The organism is Pseudoduganella umbonata, from assembly GCF_014192225.1.
In the GTDB taxonomy this organism is placed as follows: domain Bacteria; phylum Pseudomonadota; class Gammaproteobacteria; order Burkholderiales; family Burkholderiaceae_D; genus Rugamonas; species Rugamonas umbonata.
Genome location: NZ_JACHXS010000015.1, coordinates 131015 through 145720, shown reverse-complemented (window position 1 = coordinate 145720; position 14706 = coordinate 131015). Strand labels below are relative to the sequence as shown.

Genomic DNA, 14706 nt, shown 5'->3' with positions numbered 1-14706 from the left:
GCGCCTGGACAACCTGGAAGACCCGTACCGCCTGTTCCGCTGCCACTCGATCATGAACTGCGTGGACGTCTGTCCGAAGGGCCTGAACCCGAACAAGGCGATCGGCAAGATCAAGGAACTGATGGTGCGCCGCGCCATCTGATCCGGGACCGCTTCCCTTCCCTGGCAATACCACCGGCCGCCGTCACTGGCGGCCGGTACCCGCGCCCGGCCTGCCGGGCGCTCTGCATTCCGCAGGCTGCATTCCGCACGCTGCATTCCGCACACTGAGACAGGCCCGACCGCGCAGTGGCACAATGCTGTCCAATGAGTGCGGTCCAATGAGTGCGGTCCAATGAGCCTCCCGACATTGACCCACGTCCCGCTTGGACCCGAACCCGGATTACACCACATTGCAGTTCGACCTGGACAACCCCGCCAGCCCGCCGCGCATGCTGCGCCACCCTGCCATTCGCCTGGTGATCCTGGCCACGGCATTGTCCTGCCTTGCGCTGGCCGGCTTTGCCGCGTGGTTCATCTGGTCCGCCAGGCAGGCGCAGATCCACCAGACCGAGGCGGCGACCTCGAACGTCGCACGCCTGGTCGGCGCCCAGGTCGATGCGGCGATGAAAACGGCCGGCATGGCGCTGACCGACATGGCCGAGCGCGCCAAGCACGACGGCACCGGCCCGGGCTCGCGCGAACGGATGAGATCCCACCTCGCCGAACTGGCCAGGGGCACGCCCGAGCTGTACGGCCTGTTCCTGTATGGCGCCGATGGCGAGTGGGTGGCGACGTCGCTGGGGCGGCACGTGCCCGGCAACAACGCCGACCGCGCCTATTTCCAGTACCACCGCACGCACACCGACCGCGGCATCCACGTCGCCGCGCCCGTCAAGAGCCGTTCGACAGGCATCTGGATCATTCCCGTGTCGCGCGGCGTCTACGCCGACGACGGCACCTTCCTGGGCGTGGCGCTCGTCACGCTGCGGCTGAACTTCTTCGAGCGCATCTACGACGAACTGAATATCGGCCGCACCGGCACCGTGCTGCTGATGCTGTCGGACGGCACGGTGGTCTACCGCCGGCCGTTCGACGAGAAAGTGATCGGCTCCGACCTGTCGGGCGGCGCCATCTACAACGAATTGCGCCGCCGCTCGATCGGCTCCACCTTCCTCGTCGCCAAGGTCGACAAGGTGGAACGGCTGTACAGTTACCGGCGCCTGCACGATTTTCCCTTCCTGGTCGCGGTGGGCCAGACCAAGGAGGAATTGCTGGGCAACTGGAAGCGCTCGAGCATGCTGGTCGGCGTGGCGGTGCTGCTGATCAGTGCCATGCTGGCGGCCTTTGCGACGAAACTGATCCGCCGGATCGCCGTGCAGGACCGGCTGGACCGCAAGCTGCGCATGTATTCGGAGGAACTCGAAAAGCACAATGTCGGCCTGCGCCAGCTGGCCGATACGGACAAGCTCACCCAGCTGGCGAACCGGCGGCGCTTCGACGAGGTGCTCGAAGCCGAACTGAAGCGGGCGCAGCGCGGCGGCACACCGCTGTCCCTGATCATCATGGACCTCGACTACTTCAAGCAGTTCAACGACCGCTACGGCCACCTGGCCGGCGACACCTGCCTGCAACGGGCGGCATCGGTCCTGTCGGCCCAGGTCAGCCGGGCTGGCGACCTGGCGGCCCGCTATGGGGGCGAGGAATTCGCCATCATCGTGCCGAACACCGGCGAAGAGGGTGCCATCGCCGTCGCGGAACGGATCCGTGCCGGCCTCCAGGCGCTGCGCATCCCGCACCAGCCTTCGCCGGCACGCGTCGTCACGGCAAGTCTCGGCGTGGCGACGCTGTATCCCGGCACTGGCACTGGCACTGGCACTGGCACTGGCACTGGCACGGCCACTGGCACCGCCACCGCCGTGGAACTGATCGAACGGGCGGACCGGCACCTGTACGACGCCAAGCAGGCGGGACGAAACCAGGTGCGCGGTGGCGGCGGCGATGCCGCGGCGCATGGCACCTAGGACTTGGCGACCTCGACATCAGCTGAGGCAATCGGCTTGATGGCAATGGCCTGCGGTCCTTTACCGCGCACGAACAGCATCGTGACGACCGCGGCGCTCATCGCCAGGCCAGCCAGCGCATACAGGCCGCCTTCGAAGCTGCCGGTGGAATCCTTGATCCAGCCGATCGCGTAAGGTCCGACGAAGCCGCCGATATTGCCGACGGTGTTGATAAAGGCGATCCCTCCCGCCATCGCGGTTCCGCTGAGATAAGCCGAGGGCAACGGCCAGAACGGACCCTTGGAGCCGAGAATGCCGATCGCTGCAAATGCCAGGGCGGCGATCGACCAGAAGCTGGCGCCGAAGGCACCGGCGAGATACAGGCCGGTTGCCGCAATCAGCATCGTGCCGATGAGGAACAGACGGCGTTCCTTGGTGCGATCGGACCAGTAACCGATGACCAGCATGCCGATGCAACCGACGATGTAAGGCAAGGATGTCAGGAAGCCGACTTCCATGTTCGAATAGCCCTGCGTCTTGATAATTTGCGGCAGGAAGAATGACAGTCCGATGTTTGCGCCGGTCGCGCCGAAATAGACGAAGGCCAGCGCCAGGATCGGCGGGCTCGTGAATACCGAGCGCAGCGAGGTGGACTGCTTCGTCGCACCAGCGATTTCCCTGTCGTTCGCCAGCTGTCCTTCGAGCCAGTCTTTCTCTTCCTGCGTCAGCCACCCGGCAACGGCCGGCCGGTCGGTCAGGAAGCGAAGCACCAGGAAGGTGGCAAATACCGCGGGCAGGCCTTCGATGATGAACAGCCACTGCCAGCCATGCAGGCCATGCCATCCGTCCAGATGCAGGATCCAGGTCGACAGCGGTGCGCCGATGGCAATGGATACGGGAATGGACAGCATGAATGCAGAGATGATGCGTGCGCGGTAGCGGGCCGGGAACCAGTAGGTCAGGTAAAGGACCACGCCGGGAAAAAATCCCGCCTCGGCTGCACCGAGCAGGAAGCGCATGACCAGGAAGCTGTTCGGCCCCTGCACCAGCGCCATGCAGGTGGAAAGCGTACCCCAGGTGAAGAGAATGCGGGCGATCCAGCGCCGCGCACCGACCTTGGCGAGCATCAGGTTGCTCGGCACTTCGAGCAGGCAGTAACCGAGGAAGAAGATGCCCGCTCCCCAGCCATAGATATAAGCGCTGAGACCGAGGTCCTGGTTCATCGTTAACGACGCGAAGCCTACGTTAATGCGATCGATATAGGCCAATACATACAGGAACATGAGCAGCGGGATAAGCCGCCAGAAAATCTTGCCCATGACCTTTTTTTCAATGACATCATCCATGTCCGTCTCCTGTTGACCGGTCCTGATGCACTTCGCTGCCCGCGCAGCGCATCCTTCTTCGGACCTCGGCTATTTTTCTGGTGCTGCTGTCTTAGTTGCGGTACGACGAATCGCGGCGATCGAGCAAACGCAGCATTGCAGGCCATTCCATCAGGCCGTATGGCCGGCGTACATGCGGTTCGAACAAATGGGCCGTCTTGGCGATGACGTGTTGCGGCGGCAGGTGCAGGGCCGTATTGCAGGCGAGCGCATCGAGCTGCACCTTGCACGCGTTCTCCAGCCAGTACATGGTATTGAAGGCTTCCGCGACGGTGGGACCGCAGGTCAGCAGGCCGTGATTACGCAGGATCATCACGTTCGAGGTGCCCAGGTCGGCGATCAGCCTCTCACGCTCGTCCAGATCGACCGCGACACCTTCGTACTCGTGATAGGCGACCTTGCCGAAGCGCATATTGGTCTGCGCGATGGGCATCAGGCCGCATTCGAGCGCCGACACGGCCATGCCTGCCCGCGTATGGGTATGGATCACGCTACCCACATCGCCACGTGCGCCATGGATCGCGCTGTGAATGACGTAGCCGGCCGGGTTGATGCCATACGCGTCGCCATTCGGGTTGAACAGGATATCGCCTGCCAGGTTGATCTTGATCAGGCACGAAGCAGTGATCTCTTCATACATCAGCCCGTACGGATTGATCAGGAACTCGTCTTCGGTTCCCGGGACGTGCACCGTAATGTGGTTGTAGATGAGGTCCGCCATGCCGAAGTGGGCAATCAGGCGATAGGCGGCAGCGAGATCGACGCGGGCGTTCCATTCTGCTTCGGAAACCAGGTCGCGAACACTTTGCGCAGGGCTATTCATGGGCTTTCCTTGTTGGGAGATGAGATATTCGAAATACGGATAAGCATTATCAAGCAGTTTTTTTGATTGATATACGGCCTATTCTCGTCTTTGAACACTAAGGAAATTATCTTCCCAGGCCCACGTGCTAGACTGACGCCATGGATACACGTTTTCTGCAAAGCTTTGTCGCCGTCGTCGAATGTGGCTCGATGGCTGAGGCGGCCAGGCGCCTCGACCTCACACCTGCTGCCGTGGCGGCACGAATTCGCACGCTCGAGGAAGACCTGGGTACCGTCCTGGTCAGCCGTTCCGGACGCGCCGTGAAAGCGACCGAGGCAGGTTTGCAGATACTGGATCAGTCCCGCAGTGTCGTCAGGAGCGTGAACGACCTGCGCGCCGCGGCTGTCGATCAGCAGGGGGTCGGTCAGTTGAGGATCGGTACATTCTTCTCGGCCGCGACACTGATCGCAGCGCCCGTGCTCGAAAAGCTCTATGCCGAGCACCCCGAACTGTCCGTATTCGTCGATGTGGGATACTCGCCCGATCTCTCGGCCAAGGTCATTGCCGGTGAGCTGGATGCGGCCATCGTGGTTGAACACCACTTCGTCATGCCGAAGTCCTGCCAGTGGCATGCATTGACGGAGGAACCCCTGGTGGTGATCGCGCCACCCGATGTCCAGGTTACCGAGGACGCACACACGCTGCTGCGTACCAGGCCGTTCATCAAATACGACCGGCGCATCTGGGGCGGCCGGCTGGCGGATCGTTACCTGAGAGAGCGTGACATCCAGCCAAAAATGAGGCTGGAAATTGACGGGATCATGACGATCGCCAGCCTGGTGAGCCGGGGGCTCGGCATTTCGCTGGTGCCGGACTGGTCGCACCTCTGGGGTCCGAACATACCGGTGACGCGCATTCCTTTGCCGGGTGCCGTACCGTCCAGGCGTATCGGTCTGGTCCGGACGGTAAAGGGCCCAAGGGAGCGACTGGTCGATGAGGTGCTTGCACACGCGACCGGGATTTGTGCTCCCGATACGCCTGCCAGGGCGTGACGGCGATCCAGGCTGGATTCCCGCACGCCGTGTGAAAGGGCCTTGTCAGGCCCCCGGCTTCTACCGCACGTCCAGCAGCTCGACCTCGAAGATCAGGTTGGCGTTCGGCGGGATCGGTCCCGCGCCGCCTTCGCCGTAGCCCATGCTGGCCGGCACGATCAGCGTGCGCTTGCCGCCCACCTTCATGCCCTGCACGCCTTCGTCCCAACCCTGGATCACCTGGCCGGCGCCAAGCTGGAAGCTGAACGGGTCGCGCCCGACCGATGAATCGAACTTCTCGCCGCGCTGTTCCGGGGCACCCGGCACGTGCAGCCAGCCCGTGTAGTTGACGACGGCCGTGGTGCCGGCCACCGCTTCCTTGCCGGTACCGGCCGGGTGATCGATCTTCTGGAACGGCACAGGGGCGGCCGCGGCGGCGGGCGCGGCCGGTTCCTTGGCGCGGTCGCAGCCGGCCAGTGTGAACGTGAGGGCGAGGCCCAGGGCGCAGGAGGAAAGCAGCTGTTTCATGAAAAATTCTTTCTTGATGGTTATCCGTAACGACGCCGCAGCATACAGGGCGGGCGCCGCCGTGCCAACTGCCGGCGCTGCGGCACAGGATGTCATCGGCCGGGCCGCGGCCCGTTGCTCAACCAGCAGATATACGTGAACTGCCGCCCGAGGATCGGCTCGTACAGGCGCACCCTGCCGGTCACGTCGCGCGAGCGCCGGTCCGTCGGCAATGCCGGGCTCACGTAGCGCGACACCTGCAACAGGCGCACGCCCTGCGGCGTATCGTAGTACGTGTAGAGCTTGATATACAGGATGGTCCGCGCATCGCCGACCATCAGCGCCTTGAAGCGGAACGGCTCGACCGTGACGGCGGTGGCGAGGTAGGGCCCGGCGACCGGCATGACCTCGACACGCCGGGCCGCGCCGCCGTATTCGGCCTCGCATGCCAGATGGGGAACGTTGCCCGCCGGCGATGCCAGCGCCAGCCCGGGCGCCAGCATCAGCATCAGCATCAACGACAGCGTCAGCGTCAAAGTAAGGGCTAGCGCGACAGCCGACAGACAGCCGGCCCGCGCGGAGATGCCACAGGAAAGGGGATGCATGAAAGCCTCCAGGAACGTCGATGGCGGCAGCATGGTCCTGCCCCGCCGCTGGCGGTTCCCAGCCTTGCCGTGCCGCGCGGCGTCAGGTGGCAAGCAGCATTCTCCGCTTATCGTGGCTGGCAGTTGTAGAAAATTGTCGCCTTGCGATGCGCACCGCACCGGCATGGATGGGCAGGCTGGCCCGGCCATCTCGACACGCCTGTACGAAAGCGTCACCAATTGTCGCTAGTTCTTCACGCGGCTTGCTCCCGTGCGCGCGGCGACTAAGCTGGGACCACCCGGCACACTGCACGATGGGAGGCGCAATGGGCAAACCGATGCACGCATGCCGAGGCATGGCGGAACAGGAAGACGCCCCGGTTACCCAGCGGCTGTACTTCCTGGACTGGATCCGCATCGGCGCGTTCTGCGTGCTGATCTGCTTTCACACGGGGCTGTACTACGGCCCCTGGGAATGGCATGTCAAAAGCGCGCATGCGGGCGCGGCGATCGAGCCGCTGCTGCTGCTCACGTCGCCCTGGCGGATGTCGCTGCTGTTCCTGGTCAGCGGCGCCGCGTCGGGCCTCCTGCTGGCCAGGGCGCCGGATGGGCGATTCCTGCGCGAGCGCAGCACGCGCCTGCTGGTGCCGCTGGTGTTCGGCATGCTGGTCATCGTTCCGCCACAGTCGTTCTGCGAGGTGGCGCAAAAGATGGACTACCAGGGAAGCTACGCCCAGTTCCTGCAGCGCTACCTGTCGGCCGACATGAATTTCTGCAGCGGGGCGCATTGTCTGGTGCTGCCTGCCTGGAACCACTTGTGGTTCGTTGCTTACCTGTGGGTCTATACACTCGTGCTGTCATCGATCGTCGCCATGGCTGGCCGCAAGCGCTTTGCCGGCGCTGGACAATGGCTGGCCGGCCTGCTGACGGGCTGGCGGGCCGTCGTGCCGCCGGTGATCTTCCTGGCCGCGGCGCGCGCGGCCCTGAGCCCGATCTTCGGCGACACGCATGCATTGCTTGGCGACTGGTACAACCACGCCGTGTACTTCCCGCTCTTCCTCGCCGGAGCGCTGGTCGCCAGGCAGCACGGCTTCTGGCGCGAACTGTCGCGCCTGCGCTTCATGACTCTTGGCCTGGCGCTGGCCAGCTGGGCCCTGCTCGTCTGCCTGTACGCCGTGCCGGGATATGAACAGCCCGGCGATCCTGTCGCGCTGGCCACGGCGTGCGTGCGCAGCACGCAGCAGTGGTGCGCCATCCTGGCCGTGTGCGGTTTCGGCTACCGGCATCTGAATGTCGATGGCCGGGCGCGGCGCTACCTCGCCGGCACGGTTTTTTGTGTCTACATCGTTCACCAGACGCTGATCGTCGTCGTGGCGAGCGCGCTGGAACCGTTGCACATCGCCCCCTTCACCGAAGCCGTCGTCATCGTCATCCTGACCTTCGCCGGCAGCTTTGCCATCTTCGAGGTGGTAAAGCCGCTGGCGGTGCTGCGGCCGCTGTTCGGCATTGCGCCCGCCCTGGTCGCGCCGACCTGTGGCGCACGCGACGCCGAGCCCCGGGCGGCCGGCGGCGTGGCGAAGTAACGCGACGGTCATGCGACCGCACGGCGGCGTTGCCGCGCGCCACCTGCGCTAACCCGGCTTTACAATCGCTGCTTTCCACCTTGAAAGCCATCATGCCGCCCCGCGCCGCCATCGCCGCCACCGCCCTGCTTTTCTGCGCAGCAGCGTCCGCCCAGACCGTCGTCAGGATCGGCACGGCTTCGCCGCTGTCCGGCCCCGGCGCGCACCAGGGCAAGGACATCGAGAACGGCGCGCGCATGGCGATCGACGACCTGAATGCCAAGGGCATCGCCATCGGCGGCAAGAAAGTGCAGTGGGAACTGCTGGCCGAGGACGACGCCGCCGACCCGAAATCCGGCACCGCCGTCGCGCAGAAGCTCGTCGATGCGCGCGTGGCCGGCGTGGTCGGCCACCTGAACTCGGGCACCACGGTGCCGGCATCGAAGATCTATGCCGCCGCCGGTATCCCGCAGATCTCGCCTGCGGCCACCACGCCGGTCTACACGCGGCAGGGATTCAAGACCGCGTTCCGCGTGGTGGCCAGCGACACGCTGATCGGCCGCACGCTCGCCACCTATTCCGTCAAGGCGATGAAGGCGCAAAGGATCGCCATCATCGACGACCGGACCGCCTTCGGCCAGGGCCTGGCCGACGAATTCGCCAAGGGCGTCCGCGCCATCGCCGGCAACGGGGCCATCGTCAGCCGGCAGTTCACCAGCGACAAGGCGGTGGACTTCAGCGCCATCCTGACGCAGATCCGCGCCAAGAAGCCGGACATCGTTTTCTATGGCGGCATGGACGCGGTGGCCGGGCCGATGCTCAAGCAGATGAAGACGCTGGGCATCAACGCCAGGCTGATCTCCGGTGACGGCATCTGTTCCGAACGCCTGCCTTTGCTGGCCGGCGACGCACTGGGCGACGACAAGGTGTTCTGCGTGGTGGCCGGCGGTATCGACGGCCCGCAGGAAGCCAGCAATGCGGCCTTCACGGAGCGCTACCGCGAGCGCTTCGATTTGCCGGTGGAAACCTATGCGCCGTATGCGTACGACGCCGTGATGGTGTTCGCGGCGGCGATGCAGGCCGCGCAAACCACGGCGCCGGCCAGGTTCCTGCCCGTGCTGGCGAAAGTGCGGCATGAGGGCATCACCGGCTCGATCGCATTCGATGCCAGGGGCGACCTGCGCGATGCGGCGATGACGCTGTTCACCTACCGCCATGGCAAGAAGGTCAAGGTGCAGGTGGTGCGGGGGCGCTGAGCAGGCCGCCGGCCGGCCCCGCCAGCGCCGCCCGCATGATTTTCCGTCTTAGAGTTTGATGTAGATGCGCCGCCGGTCCAGCGCCCACGCCACCAGCCAGCAGGCCAGCATGTAGGCCGCGGCAAAGCACAGCGAAGCGAGACGGGGGTCCGCCCAGGACAGGAAGACCTTTTCGTGCAGCCACTCGTGGAGCGACGTGCCGCCCACGCGCAGCCGCGCCAGCACGGTCACGGCCACGCTCGACAGCAGGTAGATGAACAGCGTGTTCTTGCCGAACACCTCGAAGAACGGCAGTCCGGCGCGCAGACCGCCGATGTCGACCGCCCAGACCAGCACCGCCAGCACCAGCAGGTCCCAGCCGACGGTGCACAGCACGTAGGAACTGGTCCACAGCTTCTTGTTAATGGGCAGAAGCATGTCCCACCCATAGGCCAGCAGCAGGCATGCGGCGCCGGCCGCGGCGAGTCCGCCGACCGCCGCCAATGTGCGGCCGCGCAGGTTGAGCCACGCGACGGCCAGGTAGCCGGCCAGCACGTTGACGATGGCCGGCAAGGTGCTGAGGATGCCTTCCGGATCGAACGGGATGCCGTCGCCGCCATACATGTGCGGCGCGCCCAGCACCGCCAGGTCGACGGCGCGGACGGCATTGCCGGCCAGCGTGTAGTCGCCGAACTGCCACAGCAGCCACCAGTAACCGAGCAAAGCCGCGACGCTGAAGCCGAGCGCGCCGCGAACGCCGCCATAGCGGACGATCACGGCGGCGCACAGGTAGCAGATGCCGATGCGCTGCAGTACGCCCATGATGCGCGTGGAACCGATCGGCATCGGCGTGAAATCGGCACTGAAGAACGGGAACCAGTACAGCAGGAAACCGCACAGGAAGATCAGCGCGCCGCGCCGCGCCACGGTGTGCAGGAACGAGGCGTGGTCCAGCGCAGCGAGCTTCTTCATGTTCAGCCGCAGCGCGGCACCGACCACGAACAGGAAGGTCGGAAATACCAGGTCGGTCGGCGTGAAGCCGTGCCAGGGCGCGTGCGCCAGCGGGGCGTAGATGGCACTCCAGCTGCCGGGCGTATTCACGACGATCATCAACGCCAGCGTGAGGCCGCGCAGCACATCGAGGGCCAGGTTGCGCGACGGCGCCGACGGGTAGGCGGAAGGAGCGGAGGTAGCGGAGCTGACGAAGGGCATGTTCACTGTTTCGGCCGAGCTGGAAGATGGTTTCAGGTTGTGACGGTCCCGACCGTAACACGGGCCGACGGCGCCGGCAATGCACTGCCCGGCCAGTGATCCGCTGCAGGCTTGCCAAACAGGTTCGGCGCATTCCTACAGACGTTGAAGGGTCGCCCTGACAGATTGGTGCCGATCACGCGGCTACCATGCGTTTTCCCGGCGGCGATGGCCTTCCATCGCCCCTACCGACAGCCAACGGAGGAAACCATGACGACCGACGTGAACGACGTGAACGACAACCTGAACGACTGGCTGCGCGACGCGCATGCCATGGAACAGCAGGCCGAAAAGATGCTGAACGCCCAGGCCGCCCGCCTCGAACATTATCCCGAGTTGAAGGCGCGCATCGTCCAGCACATCGAGGAAACCCGCGGGCAGCAGGCGCTGCTCGACGAATGCATGGCGCGCCGCGGCGTCAGCAATTCGGTGCTGAAGGACCTGGGCGGCAAGCTGGCGGCGTTCGGCCAGGCCGTCGGCGGCATGACCGTCAGCGACGAAGTGGTCAAGGGCGCGATGGCCGGCTACGTATTCGAGAACCTCGAGATCGCCAGCTACACTGCGCTGATCGCCGCCGCCCAGCAGGCCGGCGATGCCACCACGCAAGCCGCCTGCGAGCGCATCATCGTGCAGGAAAAGGCCATGGCGGCATGGCTGCTCGAGCACCTGCCGCAGCTGACGCAGGCCTTCCTCATCCGTTCGGCCACGCCTGGGGTGGAAGCGAAGGTGTAAGGAAAGTCATCAAGGCCCCGCTGCGGCCCCGCCCGAGGCCGCAGCCATTCGCCGCCAGTTTCGACTGATAGCGGCGCCGGCAGAGAATCGGGCAATCAATCGCTATTTTCCGGCCTATCCGCCGGCACGCGCCCGGCGGCATGATGGATGTCCTGCAACCTTCACCGGAGGACAACAGCATGCCGATCTTGACCGTTTCCAGCATCCAACCTCGCAGCCAGCACCGCACCGATGCCATGCGCGCGGCCCCGTGGCTGCACGCCCGGCGCGCCTTCGCCATCGCCTTGCTGGCAGCCGCCGGTGCCTGCGCCGCGGCGCCCGACATGCCGGCCGACACCGGCACCAACCGGCAACTGGTCGACGCGGCGTTCCAGCGCTGGGCCGCAGGTGGCAGCGGCTTCTTCAACGAGCTGCTGCACGAGGACGTGACCTGGACGATCGCCGGCAGCGGCCCCTCGGCCGGTACCTACCGCGGCCGCCAGGCCTTCATCGACCGCGCGGTCGCGCCGTTCGTGGCGCGGCTGGCAAGCCCGATCAAGCCCGTAGCGCGCCAGGTCTGGGCCGACGGCGAGCACGTGATCGTCCGCTGGGACGGCGAAGCCACCGCTGCCGACGGCCAGCCCTACCGCAACAGCTATGTGTGGATCTTCCGGATGCGCGGCGGACGCGCCATCGAAGCCACCGCCTTCCTCGACCTGGCCGCCTACGACGACGTGCTGCGGCGCGTGCCCGCACGGCGCTGAGCCGCTTCCCTGAATATCCCATAGTGCTTCGCTAACGCGGCAATAGAAAGATTTTAGTCAGGAGTCCTACCTAATACTGTTCGGCCGTGCTACGATGCTTTCCATGGACGGCGCGGCAAGCACTTCAAGCCACGACCGTCCAGAAATTCGCACGAATTGAATACTTAGGACTCCTGATGAAAGTGGCCCGGCCAGCCCTTCATTCCCCGAACGGCCACCATGAAAGGAAAGATCATGTCCCACAATGCCACCACCGCCCGCGTTGCCCTGCTGACCCGCGATACCGCCACCGGCGCCTCCCAGCAACTGCTCGCACAGGTGCACGGCGCGTTCGGCGCCACGCCGAACATGTTCCGGGCCGTCGCCAACTCCCCTGCCGCACTGGCCAGCATGTGGGCCGGTTTCGGCGCCCTCGGCAACGGCACGCTGGGCGCCAGGCTGGGCGAGCAGATCGCCGTGGCGATCGCCGACATCAACGACTGCGAATACTGCCTGGCCGCGCACACGGCACTTGGCCGCAAGGCCGGCGCCAGCGGCGACGAGATGGCGGCCGCCCAGGCCGGCCAGTCGGACGATCCGCGCACTGCCGCCGCGCTGAAGTTCGCGACGCGGGTGGTGCGCAACCGCGCCAAGGTCGATGCCGCCGAGGTCGACGCGCTGCGCGAAGCCGGCTTCGACGACGGCCAGATCGTGGAAATCGTCGCCCATGTGGCGCTGAACCTGTTCACGAACTACGTGAACGTGGCGCTCGCCGTGCCGGTCGATTTCCCGCAAGTGAAGCTGCGCGCCAAATGAACGCCGGGACCGCGACGAATTCCAGCAAGGCGCCCGAATTCGAGGTGGCGGCCTGGCTGAACGCCCGCGGACCCGTCAGCCTTGCCGCCCTGCGCGGCAAGGTGGTGGCGGTCTACGCGTTCCAGATGCTGTGCCCCGGCTGCGTGTCGCATGGCATTCCACAGGCGAAGAAGATCGCCGCCACGTTCGGCCGCGGCGACGTCGAAGTGCTTGGCCTGCATACGGTGTTCGAACATCACGCGGTGATGGGGCGCGAGGCACTGGAAGCCTTCGTCCACGAATACCGGATCGATTTTCCGGTCGGTATCGACCTGCCGTCCGATAGCGGCCCGGTACCGCGCACGATGGCGAAATACCGGATGCGCGGCACGCCGACGCTGCTGCTGATCGACCGCCGGGGCATGCTGCGCCACCAGGTCTTCGGCATGGCCGACGACATGCAGGTCGGCGCCCTGGTCGCCGGACTGGTACACGAAGATGAAGACAGGGACGCAGGTGTCCCGCAATGCGACGATGGCGGCTGCCGCATCGCGCTGTCCAGCGTGACCTGAAAGGAGACAACATGCCAGCGACGAACATGAAATGCATCGCCCTGTACCACGTGTGCTTCGAGGATCTCGGCAGCTTCGCCGCACCCCTCGAACGCGCCGGCTACCAGGTCGAGTACCGCCACGCCGGCGCGACGCCGCTGGCGCCCGACGAATGGCGCGATGCCGCGCTGGTCGTCGTGCTGGGCGGGCCGCTCGGCGCCGGCGACGTTGCCGCTTACCCGTGGCTGGCGGCGGAGATCGACGGCCTGCGCCAGCGGCTGGCGCTGGGCCTTCCCACGCTGGGCATCTGCCTGGGCGCCCAGCTGATGGCCGTTGCCCTCGGCGGGCGCATCGAACGGCGCGGCGCTGCCGATGGTATTGCCGCCATGGAAATCGGCTGGGCACCGCTCGACGTGGCAAAGGCCGCCGGCCCGCTCGACCCGCTCGATGCGCTGCGCGGCATCCCGGTGCTGCACTGGCATGGCGACAACATCGTGCCGCCGGCAGGTATCGCGTCGCTGGCCGCCACGCCTGGCACGCCGTGCCAGGCATTCAGCGCCGGGCGCCATGCACTGGGCCTGCAATTTCACGCCGAATTCGCCCAGCACGCGCTGGAGGAATGGCTGGCCGGGCACGCGGTGGAACTGGCGCGCGCCGGCGTCGACCTGGCGGCGCTGCGCCGCGACACGGCACGCCACGGCCGCGCGCTGGAGCAGGCGGGCCAGGCCCTGCTGCACGGCTGGCTGGCCGGCCTTCCCGGTGAGAGCCGGGCCTGACCGGAGCGGGCCATGCCGTCATCCATCCCGCTTGCCGCGCTGTTCACGGGCCCGGCGCGGCCGCTGTCGCGGACCGGTCATCCCAATGTCGCCAGCGGCATCGTCAAGTCGGCGCGGCCCGGTCCGGTGCGGCTGTCGCTGACCGGGCTGGAAGGCGACGAACAGGGCGACCGCGCGTATCACGGCGGCTTGGAAAAAGCCGTGCACCACTACGCCGGCGAGCACTATGCGATGTGGGCGGCGCGCTGGCCGGACAGCCCGGTGCCGCTGGTGCCGGGTGCGTTCGGCGAGAACGTGGCGACGTTCGGCATGACGGAAGCGAACGTCCACATCGGCGACGTATTCCGGCTCGGCAGCGCTCTGCTGCAGGTATCGCAGGGACGCCAGCCGTGCTGGAAACTGAACCGCCGCTTCGGCCGGGACGATGCTGCGGCCGCGATGCAGGGCTCCGGCCGCACCGGCTGGTACTACCGGGTGCTGGAGGAAGGCGTGATCGCGCGTGGCAACCGGTTCGAACTGGCCGAACGGCCCTGCCCCGCCTGGCCGCTGGAAAGGCTGGTGCGTGCGTTGTTCCCGCGGCTCGTGCCGACCGGCCTGGCCATTGAGGACCTGCGCGGGGAATGGGCGCTGGCCGCCGCGCTGGCGCCGCTGTCGCCGAACTGGCGCGCGGCGTTCGCGAAACGCCTCGACACCGGCCGTATCGAGGACTGGAGCCGGCGGCTGCGCGAGGCGCCCATCGGCAACTGACGGGCGTGTGGGCTACCTGCCCGTCTTCAGCGTGCAGCCCA

15 protein-coding genes and 1 pseudogene are annotated in these 14706 nt (G+C 66.2%); 11 read left to right on the top strand and 5 right to left on the bottom strand.

What is annotated here, in order from left to right:
• Nucleotides 1–142: pseudogene (gene sdhB / locus FHS02_RS29060) on the top strand (succinate dehydrogenase iron-sulfur subunit); the annotation flags it as partial.
• Between the two features lie 223 nt (nt 143–365).
• Nucleotides 366–2003 (top strand): GGDEF domain-containing protein, encoded by a 1638-nt coding sequence (locus FHS02_RS29055; RefSeq protein ID WP_229422469.1) that lies wholly within the window; start codon nt 366–368, stop codon nt 2001–2003.
• On the opposite strand, the gene FHS02_RS29050 is transcribed toward FHS02_RS29055, so the two are convergent.
• A complete protein-coding gene (locus FHS02_RS29050) occupies nt 2000–3328 on the bottom strand; it encodes an MFS transporter (protein WP_137312149.1) in 1329 nt (442 codons plus the stop codon). The two genes, FHS02_RS29055 and FHS02_RS29050, sit on opposite strands and share 4 nt — an antisense overlap.
• 91 nt (nt 3329–3419) lie before the next feature.
• Complete coding sequence (locus FHS02_RS29045; protein ID WP_137312148.1) at nt 3420–4190, bottom strand: class II aldolase/adducin family protein; 771 nt, start codon at nt 4188–4190, stop codon at nt 3420–3422.
• Nucleotides 4191–4330: 140 nt separating this feature from the next.
• On the opposite strand from FHS02_RS29045, the gene FHS02_RS29040 reads away from it, so the two are divergent.
• Nucleotides 4331–5224 (top strand): LysR family transcriptional regulator, encoded by an 894-nt coding sequence (locus FHS02_RS29040; protein WP_137312147.1) that lies wholly within the window; start codon nt 4331–4333, stop codon nt 5222–5224.
• Nucleotides 5225–5284: 60 nt separating this feature from the next.
• Here FHS02_RS29040 and FHS02_RS29035 read toward each other — a convergent pair whose 3' ends face one another.
• Complete coding sequence (locus tag FHS02_RS29035) at nt 5285–5731, bottom strand: FKBP-type peptidyl-prolyl cis-trans isomerase (protein WP_137312146.1); 447 nt, start codon at nt 5729–5731, stop codon at nt 5285–5287.
• Nucleotides 5732–5823: 92 nt separating this feature from the next.
• On the bottom strand, nt 5824–6315 hold the full coding sequence (locus tag FHS02_RS29030; RefSeq protein ID WP_137312145.1) for a hypothetical protein: 492 nt from the start codon (nt 6313–6315) through the stop codon (nt 5824–5826).
• Nucleotides 6316–6620: 305 nt separating this feature from the next.
• Between FHS02_RS29030 and FHS02_RS29025 the strand changes: the two genes are divergently transcribed.
• On the top strand, nt 6621–7877 hold the full coding sequence (locus FHS02_RS29025; protein ID WP_229422468.1) for an acyltransferase family protein: 1257 nt from the start codon (nt 6621–6623) through the stop codon (nt 7875–7877).
• 92 nt (nt 7878–7969) lie between these two features.
• Nucleotides 7970–9112: a branched-chain amino acid ABC transporter substrate-binding protein gene (locus tag FHS02_RS29020; protein WP_137312144.1), complete on the top strand. Its 1143-nt coding sequence runs from the start codon at nt 7970–7972 to the stop codon at nt 9110–9112.
• 48 nt (nt 9113–9160) lie between these two features.
• Here the strand turns inward: FHS02_RS29020 and FHS02_RS29015 are convergent, their stop codons facing one another.
• Nucleotides 9161–10303, bottom strand: a complete 1143-nt coding sequence (locus FHS02_RS29015) for an acyltransferase family protein (RefSeq protein WP_137312143.1) — start codon at nt 10301–10303, stop codon at nt 9161–9163.
• A 249-nt stretch (nt 10304–10552) separates the two neighbouring features.
• On the opposite strand from FHS02_RS29015, the gene FHS02_RS29010 reads away from it, so the two are divergent.
• The 6 genes from FHS02_RS29010 (at nt 10553) to FHS02_RS28985 (ending at nt 14665) form a co-directional block, all read left to right on the top strand.
• The gene (locus tag FHS02_RS29010; protein ID WP_137312142.1) at nt 10553–11074 is read left to right on the top strand and encodes a ferritin-like domain-containing protein; all 522 of its coding nucleotides are present in this window, start codon (nt 10553–10555) and stop codon (nt 11072–11074) included.
• 179 nt (nt 11075–11253) lie between these two features.
• On the top strand, nt 11254–11817 hold the full coding sequence (locus FHS02_RS29005; RefSeq protein WP_229422467.1) for a nuclear transport factor 2 family protein: 564 nt from the start codon (nt 11254–11256) through the stop codon (nt 11815–11817).
• A gap of 234 nt (nt 11818–12051) precedes the next feature.
• On the top strand, nt 12052–12612 hold the full coding sequence (locus FHS02_RS29000; protein ID WP_137312141.1) for a carboxymuconolactone decarboxylase family protein: 561 nt from the start codon (nt 12052–12054) through the stop codon (nt 12610–12612).
• Nucleotides 12609–13163, top strand: a complete 555-nt coding sequence (locus FHS02_RS28995) for a redoxin domain-containing protein (RefSeq protein ID WP_137312140.1) — start codon at nt 12609–12611, stop codon at nt 13161–13163. The genes FHS02_RS29000 and FHS02_RS28995 overlap by 4 nt, the downstream gene beginning before the upstream one ends.
• Nucleotides 13164–13174: 11 nt before the next feature.
• Nucleotides 13175–13918, top strand: a complete 744-nt coding sequence (locus FHS02_RS28990; RefSeq protein ID WP_229422466.1) for a glutamine amidotransferase — start codon at nt 13175–13177, stop codon at nt 13916–13918.
• A gap of 12 nt (nt 13919–13930) precedes the next feature.
• Nucleotides 13931–14665 (top strand): MOSC domain-containing protein, encoded by a 735-nt coding sequence (locus FHS02_RS28985; protein WP_137312139.1) that lies wholly within the window; start codon nt 13931–13933, stop codon nt 14663–14665.
• Nucleotides 14666–14706: the final 41 nt, after the last annotated feature.

What these genes read in the sequence shown, in the direction of transcription:
- FHS02_RS29050 (WP_137312149.1), bottom strand. Translation starts at nt 3,328, where the DNA reads ATGGATGATGTCATTGAAAAAAAGGTCATGGGCAAGATTTTCTGGCGG.
- FHS02_RS29045 (WP_137312148.1), bottom strand. Translation starts at nt 4,190, where the DNA reads ATGAATAGCCCTGCGCAAAGTGTTCGCGACCTGGTTTCCGAAGCAGAA.
- FHS02_RS29040 (WP_137312147.1), top strand. Translation starts at nt 4,331, where the DNA reads ATGGATACACGTTTTCTGCAAAGCTTTGTCGCCGTCGTCGAATGTGGC.
- FHS02_RS29035 (WP_137312146.1), bottom strand. Translation starts at nt 5,731, where the DNA reads ATGAAACAGCTGCTTTCCTCCTGCGCCCTGGGCCTCGCCCTCACGTTC.
- FHS02_RS29030 (WP_137312145.1), bottom strand. Translation starts at nt 6,315, where the DNA reads ATGCATCCCCTTTCCTGTGGCATCTCCGCGCGGGCCGGCTGTCTGTCG.
- FHS02_RS29025 (WP_229422468.1), top strand. Translation starts at nt 6,621, where the DNA reads ATGGGCAAACCGATGCACGCATGCCGAGGCATGGCGGAACAGGAAGAC.
- FHS02_RS29020 (WP_137312144.1), top strand. Translation starts at nt 7,970, where the DNA reads ATGCCGCCCCGCGCCGCCATCGCCGCCACCGCCCTGCTTTTCTGCGCA.
- FHS02_RS29015 (WP_137312143.1), bottom strand. Translation starts at nt 10,303, where the DNA reads ATGCCCTTCGTCAGCTCCGCTACCTCCGCTCCTTCCGCCTACCCGTCG.
- FHS02_RS29010 (WP_137312142.1), top strand. Translation starts at nt 10,553, where the DNA reads ATGACGACCGACGTGAACGACGTGAACGACAACCTGAACGACTGGCTG.
- FHS02_RS29005 (WP_229422467.1), top strand. Translation starts at nt 11,254, where the DNA reads ATGCCGATCTTGACCGTTTCCAGCATCCAACCTCGCAGCCAGCACCGC.
- FHS02_RS29000 (WP_137312141.1), top strand. Translation starts at nt 12,052, where the DNA reads ATGTCCCACAATGCCACCACCGCCCGCGTTGCCCTGCTGACCCGCGAT.
- FHS02_RS28995 (WP_137312140.1), top strand. Translation starts at nt 12,609, where the DNA reads ATGAACGCCGGGACCGCGACGAATTCCAGCAAGGCGCCCGAATTCGAG.
- FHS02_RS28990 (WP_229422466.1), top strand. Translation starts at nt 13,175, where the DNA reads ATGCCAGCGACGAACATGAAATGCATCGCCCTGTACCACGTGTGCTTC.
- FHS02_RS28985 (WP_137312139.1), top strand. Translation starts at nt 13,931, where the DNA reads ATGCCGTCATCCATCCCGCTTGCCGCGCTGTTCACGGGCCCGGCGCGG.